The organism is Undibacterium sp. TJN19, from assembly GCF_049339485.1.
In the GTDB taxonomy this organism is placed as follows: domain Bacteria; phylum Pseudomonadota; class Gammaproteobacteria; order Burkholderiales; family Burkholderiaceae_D; genus Undibacterium.
Genome location: NZ_JBMPPL010000008.1, coordinates 125,257 through 142,715 on the forward strand (window position 1 = coordinate 125,257; position 17,459 = coordinate 142,715).

Genomic DNA, 17,459 nt, shown 5'->3' on the forward strand with positions numbered 1-17,459 from the left:
TCGCATTTCTATCGATAATCAGCGAAAGTATAAGATGTAACAATCATTAGGGAAGTTAGTTTAAGTCGCAAGATAAGTTAAAATTGCTACTTTATAAATTATTTTTCTTATTATGCGTCGTCATTTAAGTTCAGTTTCATCCGCACTTTTGCTGTTGTCATGTAGCCCTCTGGTTTTTGCCATTACACCAGAACAAACCAAAACTCCGGCTCCGATCAAGGGGCTGGTGGTAGATCAAAGTTCAGATGCACACCTCATCATCAGTTCGGTTCCTGCTGAATCAGCAATGGAGCGATTCGAGATGGTGGACGCACAGGGCCGCAACGTTGCCTACGTTGCGATGACTGACGGTGATACCGGTGGTCTGGTCTTTGTGGACAATAAATTGTTTGGCACAGTCTCAAAACAGGATGCCCTGGCATTTTACAGTTGCCGTGGCTATGCCAGCGCCACGCAATACCATTGGGCCAAAGATGCCACGGCCTGGACACAGAGCTTGCTGGCCAACAGCCAGGCAACCAGCAGTATCAATTTGCAGTTTTCTGGCAAATCAACCATGCGCAGTATTGTTGAAGTCGTCAATAATCCTGCTTTGGCACAGGTGGGGTCACTGGTTGATATTGGTACTAATCCCCTCGGTATCATCCGCAAACTCAATACCGCCCGCGAGAGCTTTGCCGAGCGTGAATTGTTTGAAAAAACCAGGCGTCGCCTGATGGATGTCACTACCGGCATTAATGAAGAAAAAGTAGCAGAAATCGTCAAGCCTGAAGACGTATCCTTTGTCGTTGGTGGCCTGGTCATGGCCTATCCCAAATTCTCTGTCGAATACTTTGTCGGTGATGGTATCGTCAAAGTCATCCAGCAGCCTTCTTTCCAGTTTTTGTCGCGCAAGCAGGCGGCCCTGTTTTATGTACCCAATGTGAAATGGGAACAATGTACGCCCGCGAACTGGAAAAGTGCCTTGCCTGATATAAAGCTTCAATCGCAAAAAAGCTGACACAGGAAAGTTAATCTGGAAGTAGACTAAGCGAGACTTCAAACAATATGTCGAAAATATTTCTGTCAAATGAATACTGTTTCCTCTCGCTGCGTTATTGACCACATTACGGTGACGGCACCCACGCTTGTCTCAGGTGCCGCTTATGTGCATCAAATATTAGGTGTGGCACCCCTGCCAGGCGGCGAACACCCGCGCATGGCTACGCACAATATGCTGTTGCGGCTGGGTGAAGCCTTGTTTCTGGAAATTATTGCGCCCAACCCGCTGGCACCCAATCCAGACCGGCCACGCTGGTTTGAGCTCGACAGACTGGATGCGGATTCGCCACCACGCCTGTCAAACTGGGTGGTACGCAGCACCGATATCCATGCTGCGCTACACGCTGCCAAGGAAGACCTGGGTAACATTGAACCCATGAGCCGTGGCAGCAATCACTGGCTGATCACCATTCCCGAAGACGGTTCCTTGCCCATGGAAGGCCTCGCACCTGCGTTGATCGAATGGCATACCGATCAGCATCCCGCCAGCAAGATGCCGGATATGGGGCTGAGCTTGGTAAAACTGGAATTGCTCCACGCTGATGCGGGCAGAGTTTTGCGTTTGCTCAATGCGCTGGAACTGCAAGACAGGATCACTGTCAAACCCATAAGCAAACATATTAGACCGCAATTGATCGCACATATTCAGACTCCGCACGGAATATGCATATTGTCGTGAAACAGGTGTTCCTGTGTACAGCTTGTTGCAACATCTGAGTACGCTTTTGGGCATTCTCGCTCTTGCTGTCTCGTATTTGAAATGGTTAAAGACCTTGCCCCACGTGGTAGTCGTCGAGCGCCGTGAAAATGATGGCTGGCGTTATCTATTGTTTGTCAGCACAGCGATGTCGTCCTTGGTTACGGTGACGCCCTTCGTCTATCGTCTGTCCTTTACTGCCAATGGTTTTTTTGCGATGCAGAGTTTTCTCTTTCGTCTGGCCTTGAGTGCTACCACCATGTTTGTGTTGTTGATGACGATCGCCGCCTACCTGATAGGGCGGGCACGTGATGCAGGTTCAAGCCTGTAGTCCACGGCATTTACCTTTGGATGTTCGTCCGGTCACAAGAAAATGCCATGCCGCAGACAATTTCCTGCGACTATTCCTTGCTTTTGCTCGCTTGGTAATGCGTATGTCATTTCTGCTGGCTATGCTTCTTCCTTGCAGATCGACAATAAATTGTTTATATTGTTTACGTGTTTATTCTCCTGGAGGTTGATATGGCTAGCGCAACAAACAAAAAAGTAAGTCCCGTAGTAGCAAGTACCGTCAAAAAAGCAGTGGCAGTGAAGAAGCCGGTCGCCGCAGTTAAAAAAGCAGTGGTCGCCAAGGTGGCGCCAGCAGCTAAGGCTGCTCCAGCAATCAAGACCGCAGTGCGGGCGAAAGCAGTGGCCAAGCCTGCCGGCAAGGCTGCAGCGAAGCCAGTTACCAAACCTGTCGATACCAAACTGGCTATTTCGACGACAAAAATTATTATTGAACCAGTTGAAAAAGTGAAGAAAGCAAAACTGGTACGTGACAGCTTCACCATGCCGGAAATCGAATATGCTGCGCTGGGTGCTGTAAAGAAAGCCTGTCTGAAAGCGGGTATAGAAGTTAAAAAAAGCCAGTTGCTGCGCATAGGTGTGGCTTTACTGGGCAAAACCGATGTCCCCAGCCTGAAAAAAATGATCGCTGAACTGGCGCCGCTGAAAGCTGGCCGCCCTAAGAAAGAGAAATAAATCCCTTCAGCCTTTGTATTGCATGGAAATCCCCGCCAGACTTGTGCTGCCCGGGGATTGTTGTTTTTTTGATCTGTCATAAAACCGACATCTGCCTGTCATCTTGCTGAAGTAATCCTTCTTTATCCTTCGTTCGTCGAATCAACGAATAACTGACAAGGACGATGAATGCGATTACTCACCATACCCGCGGATGCTAATCCAAGTTTTTCCAAGCTCACGCTGAGCCTGGCAACAACAGCAAAAGAAGTCAAGGAAGTACAGCGCCTGCGTTACAAGGTCTTTATCGAGACTATGGGTTTGTCCGCCTTATCCAACCCCGATGGGCTGGACAAGGACGAGTTTGACGATCATTGCGATCACCTTATCGTACGCGATACCAAAAGCCTGAAGGTCGTCGGTACATACCGCATCCTGGGCCCCAATGCAGCGCGTCACCTCGGGCGTTATTACTCTGAAACAGAATTTGACCTGTCCCGTCTGCACAATATCCGTCACAGCCTTGCCGAGGCCGGTCGTGCCTGCATACATCCTGATTACCGTAGCGGCGCCGTTATCATGCTGCTGTGGGCTGGCCTGGCAGCCTTCATGCGCCGTGAGCGTTGTTCTCACCTGATTGGTTGCGCCAGTATCAGCCTCACAGATGGCGGCCAGAATGCAGCTGCGATCTATCGCGGTTTGTCCGCAGGTGATTTTTCACCGCTGGAATACAGGGTAACGCCACATCTGCCTTTCCCTCTCGATGAAATCGATAGCAGCACGGTGGAAGCACGCATTCCACCCTTGCTGAAAGGTTACCTGCGCGCCGGTGCCTGGGTATGTGGTGATCCGGCCTGGGACCCTGATTTTCACAGTGCAGATTTGTTCGTCATGTTGCCTCTGGCAAATCTTGATAATCGTTATGCGCGTCATTACGGAACAGGAGAGCAATAATCATGAAACCAGCCGATCAGTTCCTCAATAGCAAATTGTTTAAATCCGGTAAAAAAGAAACCCAACGTTTCCGCACAATCTGGATTTCGGATTTGCATTTGGGAACGAGCGGCTGCCAGGCTGCCAAGTTGCTGGAATTTTTAAGGGCCACTGATTCTGAAACCCTGTACCTCGTGGGTGACATTATTGATGGCTGGCAACTGAAACGTCGCTGGTACTGGGATCAGACGCACAATAACGTGGTGCAGACGGTATTGAAAAAAGCCAAGAAGGGCACGAACGTCATTTTCGTACCTGGCAATCATGATGAATCAATACGCCAGTTTATTGACCTCGATTTTGGCGGTATCAAGATCCGTGATGAACTGGTGCATACCACGGCTGCCGGCAAGCGCATGCTGGTGCTGCATGGTGATCGTTTCGATGGTGTCATCGCCTGTGCCAAGTGGCTGGCCTATGTGGGTGACAGTTTGTATACGGTGATTTTGAAGTTCAATCAGATATTTAATAAATGGCGGGCCAGGGCTGGCTTGCCTTACTGGTCGCTATCACAATACCTTAAATTGAAGGTGAAAAATGCAGTCAGCTATATCACCCAGTTTGAAGACGCGCTGGCAGAAGAAGCCAGGCGCAAAGGTGTTGACGGTATTATCTGCGGTCATATCCATAAGCCTGAAATCCGCGACATCAATGGCATTTTGTATTGCAATGACGGTGACTGGGTGGAAAGCCTGTCTGCCCTGGTAGAAGATGCGCAGGGTGTGCTCAAACTGGTGACCTGGCATGACATCATTCACCCTGAGCCACTTGCCGGTTTAAACCACCTGGAAGAAGCAGAATTACATCTGGAAGAACCTGAACTGGTTCAGGCTTCGCTGCAAAGCGTGGTGTAAAACCGGATGAGATGGGTCAAGGCTTGAGGGGGACTGGTTTTAACCAGGTCCAGAATCTCTGTCCAAACTGGTTACACAGCAGCCCGCCGAGCACCAGCATGCCAGCGGTAATTTTCCACCACAGCAGGGGTTCGTGCAAAATGATGGCGGCACTCAACATGCCCGCCACTGGTACCAGCAGGGTAAATGGGGCAACGGTTGCTGCCGGATATTTACGCATCAGCCATGACCAGATACCAAAACCAAGCAAGGTATTCGGGTAGGACTGAAAGGCAATAGCGCCTATCGAAGTCCAGTTTAATTGCGCATAAGCGAGCTGCCAGGCTGCTGGGCCTTCCATGATCCATGATGCGATCAGCAGCGGCGGGCTGGCAATCGCCGATCCCCAGATCACCATCGCCAATGGATTAACCACGCCAATTTTCTTGGTCACAATATTGGCGATACTCCAGCAAATACCACCAGTCACCACCATCAGGAAACCTATCATGGTGGCCTGGGCTTCAATGTGCATGCCAACCAGTGCCATTCCTGAAAAGGCGATCAGTGCCCCGACAATTTGCATGACTTGCGGCTTTTCACCCAGCACCAGTACGGCCAGACCCATGGTAAAGAACGCTTGCAACTGTATGACCAGCGATGCCAGGCCAGCCGGAAAACCCAGTTTGATACCGCAAAACAGCAAGGTGAACTGGAAGGCGAACTGGAACATGCCATAGGCAGCTATCCATTTCCAGGCTGTCTGGGGGCGCGGAATAAAAAAGATCAGTGGCACTGCAGCAAAGACAAATCGCAACGCAGTGAACAAGACCGGCGGCAAACCCTGCAAACCTATTTTGATGACAACAAAATTGATGCCCCAGATGATGACGGTAAGCAGGGCTGCTAATATATGCGTAGGTTTCATCGGCGGGAGAAGGGTTGCCTGAGTCGGGCAGCCATACTAACAGCTAGTTCAATTTGTTGCTGGCGACGCAATTATTTGCAAATGGCGATAGATGCGACTGGCCTTATTTCACGACCAGATCGGGCGACATGATGGCCTTCAGATAGGTTTGCATGATTTCATTTTCGCGCTGCTTTTGCGTGATCCACCAGACATTTCCTTTGCGCACACTATATTCCTGCAAAGGGTGGCCCAACAGCTCTGCTGCCACCTGGCCCAGGTAAGGCTGGTGACCGATGATCAACACAGGTTCGCGACCATTGGGCCAGTTGGTCACAGTCAAGATATCGGCCACCGTTGCCAGCGGGCCCAGTTCAGGTACAACCTTGTATTTTCTGCCGCAGGCGATCAATGATTCTGCCGTATCCCGGGTGCGGATAGTCGGGCTGACCAGGATCTTGCAAGTCTCCGGCAAGGTGCTGTCAAGCCAGTAGGCAATCTTGCCAGCCTGCTTGAGACCTTTGCCTGTCAGTTTCCTGAATTCGTCAGTGATTTCGGCAGTTGCCGGTTCGGCTTCGGCATGACGCCAGAGAATTAAATCCATTGAATTAAATCCATGACTAATCGTCCGTCTCAGATAATGAACCCAGGCTTTGCATTAAATATTGTTGTGCGCAAAAACGAACTTGCTTGGCGCGGGCCTTCTTGCGCTCATAACGGCCATCAGAATCCAGCACCCAGGCGTTGACATTGTCTTTCAGGTAAGGTTCCAGGCCTTCTGCAATGACCCGTTTCTTCAACGATTTTTCCAGGACAGGGAAGGCCACTTCGATACGGCGGAACAGATTGCGGTTCATCCAGTCAGCACTGGCCAGATAGACATCATGCGCCAGGTCGTTACGGAAGTAATAAATACGGCTATGCTCGAGGAAGCGGCCAATAATCGAGCGTACCCTGATATTTTCTGATAGGCCAGGCACACCGGGGCGCAAGGCGCAGGCACCGCGTATGATCAGGTCGATTTTGACCCCATCAGCCGATGCAGCATACAGCGCACGTATGACCGATTCATCCAGCAGCGCATTCATTTTCGCAATAATGCGGGCTGGACGGCCCTCGCGGGCGATGCTGGCTTCATTGCGTATGGCCTTGATGATGGCAGGCTGCAAGGCAAACGGTGCCAGCCACAGATAGTCCAGTTTCTTGGGCTTGGTCAGGCCGGTCAGGTGTATGAACACCTCATTGACTTCTGCAGCCATGCCAGGATGGGCAGTCAGCAAGCCAAAGTCGGTATAAAAGCGGGTCGTTGACGGGTGATAATTACCGGTACCCAGATGGGCATAATGACGTAGCAAGCCGCCTTCTTCGCGGCGTATGACCAGTGCCAGTTTCGCATGTGTCTTCATGCCGACTACGCCGTAGACGACTTGTGCGCCGGCACGTTGCAACTTGTCGGCCCAGTTGATATTGGCTTCTTCATCAAAGCGCGCCATCAGTTCCACGATGACGGTCACTTCCTTGCCCAGTCTTGCTGCCGTGATCAGTGATTCCATCAAATCGGAATTCATGCCCGTGCGATAGATGGTCTGCTTGATCGCGACCACGCTGGGGTCTTGCGATGCCGAGCGGATGAAGTCGATGACGGTCTGGAAAGGCTGGAAAGGATGGTGCAGCAGGATATCTTGCTTGCGCAGCAAAGTAAAAATATCAGCATGCGCATATTTGACAATGGATTTGGCAGCGAATGGCGGGAAACGCAAATTGGCCTGCTTGACATGATCCACCAGCTCACTCAGTCTGACCATATTGACAGGCCCGTCGACTGGATATAAACGGTCGGTATCGAGTGAAAATTGTTCAAGCAAGAAGCGCGACAGGTTTTCCGGGCAGTTCTTGGCCACTTCCAGCCTGACGGCAGCACCAAACTGACGGGTTTGCAATTCACCCTGCAAAGCCTGGCGCAGGTTTTTGACTTCTTCTTCATCGACCCACAAGTCACTATCGCGGGTTACGCGGAATTGTGAATAATTCAATACTTCACGACCATTGAACAGGTCTTCGATATGGGAGTGAATGACAGATGACAACAGGCAAAACGCCATACCGTTGTTTGATACTTCATCTGGCAGCTTGATAATGCGTGGCAAAACCCGTGGTGCTTTGACGATGGCAATGGCCGTACCGCGGCCAAAGGCATCCTTGCCTGCGAGTGAGACGATGAAATTCAGACTCTTGTTCACCACTTGCGGGAAAGGGTGGGCCGGGTCCAGGCCGATCGGCGTCAGCAAAGGTCTTACTTCACGTTCAAAATAAGCTTTCACCCAGGCACGCTGAGCCTCATTGCGTTCAGAGTGACGCAACAGATGGATGCCCTTTTTGGATAGCTGCGGCAGGATTTCCTGATTCAGCAGTTCGTATTGTCTTTGTGCTAACTGATGGCATTCATTGCTGATCCGTTTTAGCATAGCCAAAAAGGTGGGATGCTGTATCAGTTCGCCATCTACGGTATTTTGAGCCAGCAGGCTGGCAACCCTGACTTCAAAGAACTCATCAAGGTTACTGCCAACGATGCATAAATATTTCAGACGCTCCAGCAAAGGAATTGTCTTGTCTTCAGCCTGCGCCAGCACACGCCAGTTAAAGGCGATTTGTGACATTTCACGGTCAAGAAAGATCACTGCACGCGATAATTCTGTCACATTTGCTTTCGCTGGCTTGGCCGCCTTGGTTTCAGTGGCGTTGTCAGGCTTTATTTCTTCAGCCGCGGTGCTTGCTGGGTTTGCTTCCTGGTTTTGCATAGTATTTCGCATGTCATAAAACCCGTCATATATATACGCAAACATTCTAGAGGGTTTAAGTGACAAGTTTATGACATAAAAGTAGTTAGAGGAGCAATTATTTCATTAGCTTTGCACTACGTCATAATCTTGTCATATTTGGCTTGTACAGTGCGCCTCGTAGTACTGAATACCTGTTATTTAACTCTGAGGTGAACATGCAAATCAAACGTGTTGTCAAAACTCTCATCGCTGCAATCGGTGTTGCCGTAACTTTCTCAGCTGCCCAAGCAGCCGATATTACTGGTGCCGGCGCGACTTTCCCATACCCAATTTATGCAAAATGGGCTGAAGCCTACAAAAAAGCCAGCGGCAATGGCCTGAATTATCAATCCATCGGTTCCGGTGGCGGTATCAAGCAAATCAAGGCAAAAACTGTTGATTTCGGTGCTTCCGACATGCCTTTGAAGGCTGAAGAGTTGGATGCAGAAGGTTTGATACAGTTCCCGGCCATCATTGGCGGTGTGGTCCCTGTCGTTAATCTGGATGGTATCGCAGCAGGCAAAATGAAAATGACAGGTGATGTACTGGCTGCCATTTACATGGGCAAGATCACCAAATGGAATGCACCAGAAATCGCAGCCATCAACCCTGGTCTGAAATTGCCAGCAGAAGATATCACTGTAGTTCACCGCTCTGACGGTTCTGGCACGACTTTCCTGTGGACAGATTACCTGAGCAAAGTCAATGCTGAATTCAAGACAGCAGTTGGCTCTTCCACAGCTGTTAAATGGCCAGTTGGTGTAGGCGGTAAGGGTAACGAAGGCGTTGCTTCCAGCGTCAAGCAAATCAGAAATTCCATTGGCTATGTCGAGTACGCCTATGTAAAGAAAAACAAGATGACTTACACCTTGTTGAAAAATGCTGATGGCCAGTTCGCTGAACCAGATGATGAAAACTTCAAAGCAGCTGCTGCTGGTGGTGACTGGAGCAAAGCACCTGGCATGTACCTGGTATTGACTAACCAGCCAGGCAAGCTCACATGGCCTATTACTGGTGCTTCTTTCATTCTGATGCATAAAGCACAGGCTGAAGCTGAAAAAGGCAAAGAAGTATTGAAATTCTTTGACTGGGCCTTCAAAAATGGCGGCGCCATGGCTGCTGAACTGGAATATGTGTCCTTGCCAGCACCAGTCGTCAAGCTGATCGAAGACAACTGGAAAGCAAAAGTAAAAGACACTTCCGGTAAGGCAATCTGGTAAGACATTGTCATTATTTCGCTGTTAAGCCTGTTCAGACATTGAACTACACAAAATCAAGCTACCCGGTTTTTACCGGGTAGCTTCCGGTGGAAAAGACACCTATGACTACTCAAATGTCCTCCGTCACCATGACTGCACCAACTGCCATTTCATCTTCCAATAATGCGCCTTCCTCACAGATCAGCCAGGCTGATGTTGTGCGTATGGCTGCGGTAATGCGCCGCCAGCGCTGGCAAGATTTTTTCTTTCATAAACTGACCTTTAGTTTCGCTGCCTTTGTACTGGTGGTGCTGGTCGGTATCATCATTTCCCTGTTCTTGCGTGCCATACCGGCAATGCAGGAATTTGGACCAGGTTTTGTTACGACGATAGAGTGGGATCCGGTTAACGACAAGTTCGGCGGCATGATCGCGATTGTCGGTACGCTGGTGACCTCTGTCATCGCCTTGCTGATTGCTTTCCCTGTCAGTTTCGGGATCGCCTTGTTCCTCACCGAAATCTGCCCGCCGTGGCTCAAACGCCCACTCGGTACCGCAATTGAATTGCTGGCCGGCGTGCCCAGCATTATCTACGGCATGTGGGGCCTGTTCGTGTTTGCGCCTTTGTTTTCGCAATACGTACAACCTGCGCTGGCTGCTACGCTGGGTAAATTGCCGGTAATCGGTATCTTGTTTTCCGGCCCTATGATAGGTATGGGCATTCTGGCTGCCGGCATCATTCTGGCGATCATGATTATCCCTTTCATCTCTTCTGTCATGCGTGACGTGTTTGAAGTCGTGCCACCAGTATTGAAAGAATCTGCTTACGGCCTTGGTTGCACGAAGTGGGAAGTGGTACGCAAGATCGTGTTGCCTTACACAAAAATCGGCGTAGTTGGTGGCGTCATGCTGGGTCTGGGCCGCGCCCTGGGTGAAACCATGGCGATTACCTTCGTGATTGGTAACTCCCACCATTTATCGTGGTCCCTGTTCGCGGCTGGAAATAGTATCGCCTCGACGCTGGCCAATGAATTTGCTGAAGCAGAGTCAGTCTTGCATACCTCGTCCCTGTTCTTGCTTGGCCTGATTTTGTTTGTCATCACTTTCATCGTGCTGTCAGCTGCTAAATTGCTGCTGCTGGGCCTGACCCGTAAAGAAGGAACCAAATAATGGAAAATTCGACTATGCAGGCCGCCAGCAATCCCGTTTATCGCCAGCGTCTGCGCATGCATAAATTGGGTATTGCTCTGTCTTCAGCGGCGATGGCGATGGGTGTCATTTTCCTGATGTGGATTTTGTTCACACTGATCATCAAGGGCGCATCGGCCATCAGTTTCGCCATGTTCACCGAATCGACGCCTGCACCTGGCAGCGATGGTGGCGGTCTGATGAACGCCATCGTCGGCAGTTTCATGATGGTAGGCAGTGCCACACTGATCTCAACCCCGATCGGTATTTTGGCCGGCATCTACCTCGCGGAATATGGTGACAAGAGCTGGTTTGGCGGCGTTACCCGTTTTGTGACAGACATCATGTTGTCTGCACCATCCATCGTAGTCGGCCTGTTTGTGTATGCGATCTATGTTGCCAACGTCAAGCATTTCTCTGGCTGGGCAGGCAGTATCGCGATTTCTCTCATCGCCATTCCTGTGGTTGTACGCACTACTGACAATATGCTGGGTCTGGTGCCTGCGAGTTTGCGTGAAGCTGCATTTGCGCTGGGTGCACCACGCTGGAAAGTCGCCTTGCTCATACGCTTGCGTGCAGTCAAAGCTGGTGTCGTTACCGGTATCTTGCTGGCAGTTGCCCGTATCTCCGGTGAAACCGCACCTTTGCTGTTCACTGCGCTGAACAACCAGTTCTTCAGCGGTAATATGAATAAGCCTATGGCCAACCTGCCTGTCGTCATCTACCAGTTCGCCATGAGTCCTTATGATAACTGGCGTGACCTGGCATGGGGTGGTGCCTTGCTGATCACGTTCAGCGTACTGGGTTTGAATATTTTATCGCGCACTTTGTTTAACCAAAAAACACAGCATTAATACTGGCCTCGATATGACTACTACACAAGACTCTACACAGAAAAAAGCAATCGAAATCGGCGGGCTGAATTTCTACTACGGCGCAACCCGTAGCCTGCGCGATATCAATCTGAATATCTATGACAAGAAAGTAACCGCCTTTATCGGCCCGTCAGGCTGTGGTAAATCCACTTTGCTGCGTACGCTGAACCGCATGTATGATCTTTACCCAGGTCAGCGTGCAGAAGGTAATATCATTTATAACGGCAAAAATATTCTGGATGCTGATCAGGATATCAACCTGCTGCGCGCCAGGGTCGGCATGGTGTTCCAGAAGCCGACACCTTTCCCTATGTCGGTGTATGACAATATCGCTTTTGGCGTACGTTTATACGAAAATCTGTCCAAGGGTGAAATGGATGAACGCGTTGAATGGGCTTTGAAAAAAGCAGCCATCTGGACAGAAGTGAAAGACAAGCTCAACAAGAGCGGTCTGAGTTTGTCCGGCGGCCAGCAACAGCGCCTGTGTATCGCCCGTGGTGTTTCAGTAAAACCAGAAGTGTTGTTGCTGGATGAGCCAACATCGGCACTTGATCCTATCTCTACGGTAAAAATCGAAGAGCTGATCAATGAACTCAAAGAAGAATATACGATCGCCATCGTCACTCACAACATGCAGCAGGCTGCCCGTTGTTCTGACTACACGGCGTATATGTATCTGGGTGAATTGGTCGAATTTGGCGAAACTGATCACATCTTCATGAACCCGGTGAAGAAAGAAACACAAGACTATATAACTGGCCGTTTTGGCTAATAAACCTTGGGCTCAGGTAAGTGCCACCAGTTGCCAGTATCGGCAAGCAGTGTGCGGCTTGAGTCTGCTGTTTAATTTCTGCAATCAAGAATTCAGGAGAAACCTGTGACAGGCGAACACTCTTCAAAACAATATGATATGGATCTGGAGACGATACGTTCCAAGGTCTTGTTAATGGGCGGCCTGGTGGAAAGTCATTTCCATGATGCGATGTCGTGCTTTCGCACCGGTAATGCCGAACAGGCTGAAAGCGTGATCCAGTCAGATCTGGAAGTCAATCGCCTGGAAGTGTCGCTTGATGATATGTGCAGCCACCTGATCGTCAAACGTCAGCCCGCAGCAAATGATTTGCGTACCGTCATGGCGACAGGTAAAGTTATTACGGATCTGGAACGTATCGGTGATGAATCTACCAAGATCGCCCGCATTTCCAAAGACGCCGCAGCCAACCGCCGTGGTGTGCAAATGTTCAGCGGCTATGAAACCGTGCGTGTATTGGCCAGCAGTGTGGCTGACATGCTGCATCAGTCTCTGGATGCATTTGCCCGCCTGGATCAGGCCAAAGCCATACAATTGATTGCCCATGATGCCATCATTGACAATGATTTCCGCTCTATCATGCGTAATTTGATTACCTTCATGATGGAAGACCCGAGTACCATATCATCTTCGCTCAATGCGTTGTGGGTTGCCAAGGCGATAGAACGTATCGGCGACCATGCGAAAAACATCGCCGAGCATACGATTTATATCGTTGAAGGCAAGGATATCCGTCACTCCGACTACGTGACAAGCAAGCAGGAACAACAGAATTAATTATTGATAATGGCTAACGACACGACAATACTCATTGTGGAAGATGAGCCAGCAATCGTAGAACTGGTAAGTTTTTCTTTACGCGCTGCTGGCTGGAACACTTTTGCCGTCAACTCGACTGCAGAAGCCTGGGAATACCTGCAACGCCGCACACCGCAACTGATCTTGCTTGACTGGATGTTGCCAGATCAGAGTGGCTTGCGCTTGCTGGCGAAAATCCGCTCTGACCGTCAGTTCAATGAAATACCCGTCATCATGCTGACCGCAAAAAGCATGGAAGAAGACAAGATCGCCGGTCTTGATCATGGCGCCGATGACTATGTTACCAAACCGTTTTCACCGCGTGAACTGACTGCCAGGATCAAAGCCCTGTTACGCCGCAAGAGCCCGGAGCATGCGCAAACGGCGCTGACTGCTGGCGCTGTGGTGCTTGACCCTGTCAGTTGTACCGTCAAGATAGAAGACAGCAAGGTTGATATTGGCCACGCAGAATACAAGTTGCTGAAGTTTTTCATGGCACACCCAGAGCGTGTATTTTCCCGCAGCCAGTTGCTCGACAAAGTCTGGGGTGATCATGTCGTCATTGAAGAGAGAACCGTCGACGTGCATGTGCTGCGCCTGCGCAAGGTGCTGAAAAACGCCGAGTCCCTGATCAAGACAGTGCGCAGTGTCGGTTATATGCTGTCTGAAAAATAAACTGCCCTAATTTACATAGGTTACATAAGTTAAGCTGATGGCGAGTGGCGCAAAGGACTCCGCATTCTGGCGCTGCTGTCTGTCGGTGGTCAGGACTTCATTGTTAGCAGGGCTATCTTCAGCAATTCTGCAAAGGCCCTGTTGCAAACTCAGGCAAATCTGAATTGCCGGCGCAAAAGCTTTATTATTACTATTCTTCATTATTCCAAGCACCATTCAGGATACTCAGGATCATTCATGTCTGCTCGTCTCATTTTCTGGATTTCAGCACTTTTGCGTATTTCGCTGGTGCTGATTGCTACCACCTGTGCAGCTTATTTATGGGGAGCGATACCAGGTCTGGTTTTGGGTATGTGCGGCCTGGTCGCTCTGTTTTGCGTACAACTGTTTTATTTGCAGCGCCTGGCTGAATGGTTGGATCATCCCAGCAGTGCGCGCCTGCCAGATGGCTGGGGTGCCTGGACCGATATATTTTCCAGGTTATACAAGATACGCCGTGGTGATGAAAAAAACCAGGCCGAACTGGCCGAATGGCTTGCACGTTTCCGTCAGGCCATGACCTTGTTGCCGGATGGCGTTGTCATCATGGACGACGTATTGTTTCTGGAATGGTGTAACCCAGCGGCGGAGAGCCATCTTGGCCTGAGCCTGGCGCAAGACAAGGGCATGCGCGTGACCAATCTGGTACGCAGTCCTGAATTCATGGACTACATTATCCTCGGTCGTTATGAAACACCGCTGACACTATCATTCCGTGAGCGTAAACTGATCGCCCACATCATCCCGTTTGAAAACCGCAGGCAAATCCTGGTGACCCATGATGTGACTGAGTCCGAGCGCATAGACATGATGCGTCGCGATTTTATCGCCAATGCGTCGCATGAGTTACGTACGCCGCTGACTGTCATCAATGGTTTTCTGGAAATCGCGTCCATGCAGAGCGATCTCGATAACCAGACGCGTAATATGCATTTGAAACTGATGACCGAACAGGGTGAACGCATGCAGCGCCTGGTAGAAGACATGCTGACCCTTACCAGACTGGAATCTGTTGATTATCCGCCGCGTCCGGAACATATCAACATGCTGGCTCTGCTTGAACAGATACTGCAGGAGGCGCATGCGCTGTCCGCAGGTAAGCATCAGATCAGCCTCGATTGCTCCGGCCCTGATATTCGTGGCAGTAATGATGAAATCCGTAGTGCGCTGACCAATCTGATCACCAATGCCATTCGTTATACGCCTGAACACGGCAATATAAAAATTACCTGGATGGATACCGCGCAGGGGCCGAAATTCATCGTGCAGGATAGTGGTATCGGTATCAGTACAGAACATATTTCACGCCTGACTGAGCGCTTTTACCGCGTCGATAAAAGCCGCTCACGCGAAACACAAGGTACGGGGCTGGGCTTGGCTATCGTCAAGCATGTGTTATTGCGGCACAAAGCCAACTTGATCATCGAATCCACACCAGAGGTGGGCAGCAAGTTTTGTGTGCAGTTTCCGGCCAGTGTCGTGGATGCCTAGCCGAATGTCTGGAACTTATACCCTGTTGACAGGATGAGTTCCAGTCAAGATATCACCAGAAACTGAACACCATCTGTTTAACAGATGGCGCAATCTGAGTCAGATCTATTTATTGATTGCTACAGTACGTTCTTGCAGCCAGGCCAGCGCAGCACCAGATACGCGTGCAGACAAGCATTGCAAGACTGTGACATGGTAATCGTTGAGCCATTTGATTTCATCTTCGCGCAGGAGGTCGATCTGGATACAGCGCGTATCAATCGGGCACAAAGTCAAAGTCTCAAATTCCAGGTACTCACCAAATTCTGTTTGTAATGCGGGTACATTTAACAGCAAATTTTCTATCCGCACCCCCCATTTTCCTGGGCGGTAAATGCCTGGTTCATTCGACGTAATCATTCCCACTTCCATCGCCATATGCGCGTCGGCAATGGTAGTGGATATGTTTTGCGGGCCTTCATGCACATTGAGGAAGTAGCCGACGCCGTGCCCGGTGCCATGGCCATAATTGACCCCTTCAGCCCAGATAGGCGCACGCGCGACCGTGTCGAGCATGGGTGACAGCGTGCCCTTGGGGAAGCGCATTTGCGACAAATTGATCATGCCTTTTAACACCAGCGTGAAATCGCGCTTTTGCGCGTCAGACACCAGGCCAACGGGTACGACACGGGTAATATCGGTCGTGCCATTCAGGTATTGTCCGCCTGAATCGATGAGCAGGAGACCATCGCCTTCAATGACAGCATGCGATGCTGCCGTGGCGCGATAATGTGGCATGGCACCGTTGGCATTGAAGCCGGCAATGGTATTGAAGCTTGGCGATACGAAATTGGGCTGGCGTGCACGGGCAGCACAAATTTCTTCATCAATGGTCAGTTCTGTCAAACCTGGCTTACCAAGTGCTGTTTCCAACCAGCTAAAAAATTCACACAGGGCTGCGCCATCCTGTTCCATCGCTTCACGTACAAACTGCGCTTCTTCTGCTGTCTTGCGTGATTTGGCAAATACGGAAGGGTTGATGGCTTCAGTAACGGTGACGGTGGCCGGTATCGCCTGACGGAAACCATAGGTAATACGGCGTGGGTCAAGTAATAATGTTGAGCCTGCGGGTAATCCGGCCAGAGCCGTTGCCGCTTGCGCATAGGCCTGCACTTGTACACCATCAAGTGCCAGCCTTGCTGCCAGGTCGGCTGAAATCTTGCCCTCGGACACAAACAGGCTGATGCTGTCCAGGCCGATCAGCGCATGGCCGACAAAGACCGGGTTATAGCTGACATCGGAGCCGCGCAGATTGAAAATCCATGCAAGGTCATCGACCGTCGAAACAAAATGCCAGTCGGCCCCTTTGCTGTGCATCTGTTCCCTGACTGCAGCCAGTTTGTCCGCACGTGAAATGACGGCAAATGGTGGCAGATGTTCGTAAATGGGGGATTGCGGCAAAGCCGGGCGATCAGTCCAGATATCCAGCAAGAGGTCCTTGCTTGTGTCGAGCCTGATATCTTTTGCCTTCAGGGCATGTTCCAGCGCACGGGCAGTGGCCAGCCCCAGCACCATGCCATCGACGCCTACCGTCTGTCCAGCCTTTACATTGCTTGCCAGCCAGTCTATATACAGGGTCGCCGCTGCCGAGGCGATTTTCATCATCTGTATGCCCGTCGGTGCCAGTTCGGCTTCAGCCGCACTCCAATAACGGCTGTCTACCCACAAACCGGCAAAATCTGCTGTGACTACCAGAGTGCCGACTGAGCCTGTGAAACCCGAAAAATAACTGCGGCCTTGCCAGCGGTCAGGCAGGTACTCAGACAGATGCGGGTCGGCAGAAGGAATGATGTAGGCATCAATCCCCTGCGCCTGCATGGCAGCACGCAATTGCACGAGGCGGGCAGGTATGGGGGATGTAATGGCTGAGGGGCTAATCGGGCTGTTCATGGAAGCTTTCCAAATCAGAAATCGGTATCAATATAATAGGCGGGCGTAGCGGGATATGCCCATCTTTGTTGCATGGCGAAGGGCAGACCGGAAAACCAGCCGCAAAGTTCCGCCTCGACTTTCATGGCAGCGCCAGCCTGCAAAGAAGTATACCTAAGATATA

17 protein-coding genes are annotated in these 17,459 nt (G+C 50.5%); 13 read left to right on the plus strand and 4 right to left on the minus strand.

What is annotated here, in order from left to right:
- The first annotated feature begins 112 nt into the window (after window positions 1–112).
- The 6 genes from ACO0LH_RS20325 (at window position 113) to ACO0LH_RS20350 (ending at window position 4,587) form a co-directional block, all read left to right on the plus strand.
- Window positions 113–1,000: a hypothetical protein gene (locus ACO0LH_RS20325; RefSeq protein ID WP_422942966.1), complete on the plus strand. Its 888-nt coding sequence runs from the start codon at window positions 113–115 to the stop codon at window positions 998–1,000.
- Window positions 1,001–1,069: 69 nt separating this feature from the next.
- Entirely contained in the window at window positions 1,070–1,720 is a 651-nt protein-coding gene (locus ACO0LH_RS20330) for a VOC family protein (protein WP_422942967.1), read from the plus strand.
- Entirely contained in the window at window positions 1,683–2,069 is a 387-nt protein-coding gene (locus tag ACO0LH_RS20335; protein WP_422943109.1) for a DUF4184 family protein, read from the plus strand. The genes ACO0LH_RS20330 and ACO0LH_RS20335 overlap by 38 nt, the downstream gene beginning before the upstream one ends.
- Window positions 2,070–2,260: 191 nt before the next feature.
- Window positions 2,261–2,761, plus strand: coding sequence for a hypothetical protein (locus ACO0LH_RS20340; RefSeq protein ID WP_422942968.1), 501 nt, complete (start codon window positions 2,261–2,263; stop codon window positions 2,759–2,761).
- A 168-nt stretch (window positions 2,762–2,929) separates the two neighbouring features.
- A complete protein-coding gene (locus ACO0LH_RS20345) occupies window positions 2,930–3,694 on the plus strand; it encodes a GNAT family N-acetyltransferase (RefSeq protein WP_422942969.1) in 765 nt (254 codons plus the stop codon).
- A 2-nt stretch (window positions 3,695–3,696) separates the two neighbouring features.
- Window positions 3,697–4,587 carry a UDP-2,3-diacylglucosamine diphosphatase gene (locus ACO0LH_RS20350; RefSeq protein WP_422942970.1) on the plus strand — a complete coding sequence of 297 codons (891 nt, stop codon included), beginning with the start codon at window positions 3,697–3,699 and terminating at the stop codon, window positions 4,585–4,587.
- A gap of 16 nt (window positions 4,588–4,603) precedes the next feature.
- On the opposite strand, the gene ACO0LH_RS20355 is transcribed toward ACO0LH_RS20350, so the two are convergent.
- The 3 genes from ACO0LH_RS20355 to ppk1 form a co-directional block, all read right to left on the minus strand.
- Window positions 4,604–5,494 carry an EamA family transporter gene (locus ACO0LH_RS20355; RefSeq protein WP_422942971.1) on the minus strand — a complete coding sequence of 297 codons (891 nt, stop codon included), beginning with the start codon at window positions 5,492–5,494 and terminating at the stop codon, window positions 4,604–4,606.
- A 103-nt stretch (window positions 5,495–5,597) separates the two neighbouring features.
- Entirely contained in the window at window positions 5,598–6,077 is a 480-nt protein-coding gene (gene sixA / locus ACO0LH_RS20360) for a phosphohistidine phosphatase SixA (protein ID WP_422942972.1), read from the minus strand.
- Window positions 6,078–6,093: 16 nt separating this feature from the next.
- Window positions 6,094–8,283: a polyphosphate kinase 1 gene (gene ppk1 / locus ACO0LH_RS20365; protein ID WP_422942973.1), complete on the minus strand. Its 2,190-nt coding sequence runs from the start codon at window positions 8,281–8,283 to the stop codon at window positions 6,094–6,096.
- 185 nt (window positions 8,284–8,468) lie between these two features.
- Here ppk1 and pstS point away from each other — a divergent pair, with 185 nt between their 5' ends.
- From pstS to phoR, 7 genes are all read left to right on the plus strand, one after another.
- The gene (pstS, locus tag ACO0LH_RS20370; protein ID WP_422942974.1) at window positions 8,469–9,512 is read left to right on the plus strand and encodes a phosphate ABC transporter substrate-binding protein PstS; all 1,044 of its coding nucleotides are present in this window, start codon (window positions 8,469–8,471) and stop codon (window positions 9,510–9,512) included.
- Between the two features lie 203 nt (window positions 9,513–9,715).
- A complete protein-coding gene (gene pstC, locus ACO0LH_RS20375; RefSeq protein ID WP_422943110.1) occupies window positions 9,716–10,660 on the plus strand; it encodes a phosphate ABC transporter permease subunit PstC in 945 nt (314 codons plus the stop codon).
- Window positions 10,660–11,532, plus strand: a complete 873-nt coding sequence (gene pstA, locus ACO0LH_RS20380) for a phosphate ABC transporter permease PstA (RefSeq protein ID WP_422942975.1) — start codon at window positions 10,660–10,662, stop codon at window positions 11,530–11,532. Before pstC ends, pstA begins: the two co-directional genes overlap by 1 nt.
- 13 nt (window positions 11,533–11,545) lie before the next feature.
- Window positions 11,546–12,325, plus strand: a complete 780-nt coding sequence (gene pstB, locus ACO0LH_RS20385) for a phosphate ABC transporter ATP-binding protein PstB (protein WP_422942976.1) — start codon at window positions 11,546–11,548, stop codon at window positions 12,323–12,325.
- A 105-nt stretch (window positions 12,326–12,430) separates the two neighbouring features.
- Window positions 12,431–13,141 (plus strand): phosphate signaling complex protein PhoU, encoded by a 711-nt coding sequence (gene phoU / locus ACO0LH_RS20390; RefSeq protein ID WP_422942977.1) that lies wholly within the window; start codon window positions 12,431–12,433, stop codon window positions 13,139–13,141.
- A 9-nt stretch (window positions 13,142–13,150) separates the two neighbouring features.
- A complete protein-coding gene (phoB, locus tag ACO0LH_RS20395; protein WP_422942978.1) occupies window positions 13,151–13,837 on the plus strand; it encodes a phosphate regulon transcriptional regulator PhoB in 687 nt (228 codons plus the stop codon).
- Between the two features lie 237 nt (window positions 13,838–14,074).
- Window positions 14,075–15,367, plus strand: coding sequence for a phosphate regulon sensor histidine kinase PhoR (phoR, locus tag ACO0LH_RS20400; protein WP_422942979.1), 1,293 nt, complete (start codon window positions 14,075–14,077; stop codon window positions 15,365–15,367).
- 105 nt (window positions 15,368–15,472) lie between these two features.
- On the opposite strand, the gene ACO0LH_RS20405 is transcribed toward phoR, so the two are convergent.
- Window positions 15,473–17,296: an aminopeptidase P family protein gene (locus ACO0LH_RS20405; RefSeq protein WP_422942980.1), complete on the minus strand. Its 1,824-nt coding sequence runs from the start codon at window positions 17,294–17,296 to the stop codon at window positions 15,473–15,475.
- Window positions 17,297–17,459: the final 163 nt, after the last annotated feature.

Coding starts and splice junctions, on each gene's coding strand:
- ACO0LH_RS20325 (WP_422942966.1), top strand. CDS start 113: ATGCGTCGTCATTTAAGTTCAGTTTCATCCGCACTTTTGCTGTTGTCA.
- ACO0LH_RS20330 (WP_422942967.1), top strand. CDS start 1,070: ATGAATACTGTTTCCTCTCGCTGCGTTATTGACCACATTACGGTGACG.
- ACO0LH_RS20340 (WP_422942968.1), top strand. CDS start 2,261: ATGGCTAGCGCAACAAACAAAAAAGTAAGTCCCGTAGTAGCAAGTACC.
- ACO0LH_RS20345 (WP_422942969.1), top strand. CDS start 2,930: ATGCGATTACTCACCATACCCGCGGATGCTAATCCAAGTTTTTCCAAG.
- ACO0LH_RS20350 (WP_422942970.1), top strand. CDS start 3,697: ATGAAACCAGCCGATCAGTTCCTCAATAGCAAATTGTTTAAATCCGGT.
- ACO0LH_RS20355 (WP_422942971.1), bottom strand. CDS start 5,494: ATGAAACCTACGCATATATTAGCAGCCCTGCTTACCGTCATCATCTGG.
- sixA (WP_422942972.1), bottom strand. CDS start 6,077: ATGGATTTAATTCTCTGGCGTCATGCCGAAGCCGAACCGGCAACTGCC.
- ppk1 (WP_422942973.1), bottom strand. CDS start 8,283: ATGCGAAATACTATGCAAAACCAGGAAGCAAACCCAGCAAGCACCGCG.
- pstS (WP_422942974.1), top strand. CDS start 8,469: ATGCAAATCAAACGTGTTGTCAAAACTCTCATCGCTGCAATCGGTGTT.
- pstC (WP_422943110.1), top strand. CDS start 9,716: ATGGCTGCGGTAATGCGCCGCCAGCGCTGGCAAGATTTTTTCTTTCAT.
- pstA (WP_422942975.1), top strand. CDS start 10,660: ATGGAAAATTCGACTATGCAGGCCGCCAGCAATCCCGTTTATCGCCAG.
- pstB (WP_422942976.1), top strand. CDS start 11,546: ATGACTACTACACAAGACTCTACACAGAAAAAAGCAATCGAAATCGGC.
- phoB (WP_422942978.1), top strand. CDS start 13,151: ATGGCTAACGACACGACAATACTCATTGTGGAAGATGAGCCAGCAATC.
- phoR (WP_422942979.1), top strand. CDS start 14,075: ATGTCTGCTCGTCTCATTTTCTGGATTTCAGCACTTTTGCGTATTTCG.
- ACO0LH_RS20405 (WP_422942980.1), bottom strand. CDS start 17,296: ATGAACAGCCCGATTAGCCCCTCAGCCATTACATCCCCCATACCTGCC.